General features: G+C 45.5%; 1 protein-coding gene. It reads right to left on the bottom strand.

Translation table 11 applies throughout. The annotated features are described in order from the left end of the window. A partial coding sequence (locus AC0QH1_RS16655) for a reverse transcriptase N-terminal domain-containing protein (RefSeq protein ID WP_324632343.1) occupies positions 1-387 on the bottom strand: 387 nt, incomplete at both ends.

Raw genomic sequence — 387 nt, 5'->3', positions numbered from 1 at the left:
GCTGACCTCCCTGGCCTAAATCCGTATGAGTCTGCCTCAAATCGAGCTTCCCATTGCGGTTTTAGTGCCAGTTTAACCAAGGCTTGTTCGGCTCTATCCTTTATCGTCGGAATCCCTAAAGGACGCTTTTCATCGCGACCTGACTTAGGAATCCATATTCTACGTAAGGCACGGGCTTTGGAATCTTTCCCAAGTTTTTGAGTTAAGTCAAACCGTTGTTTAGGACTAAGAGATTTTACTCCATCTACCCCGGCTGTCTTTTTCCCTTGATTGTCTTGGGTTGCTTTCCGTACCGCTAAGAGCTTTGCGTAATAGGACTTACTTAGGAGTCTTTGAAGATGCCTTGCTTTCTTGGACTGTCCAGACCGTTCAGCTTTGTAAATTGAT

Source organism: Phormidium sp. CCY1219, assembly GCF_055795085.1.
Note: the sequence above shows the minus strand (reverse complement) of the source record. Positions and strands in the feature narration are given on the sequence as shown.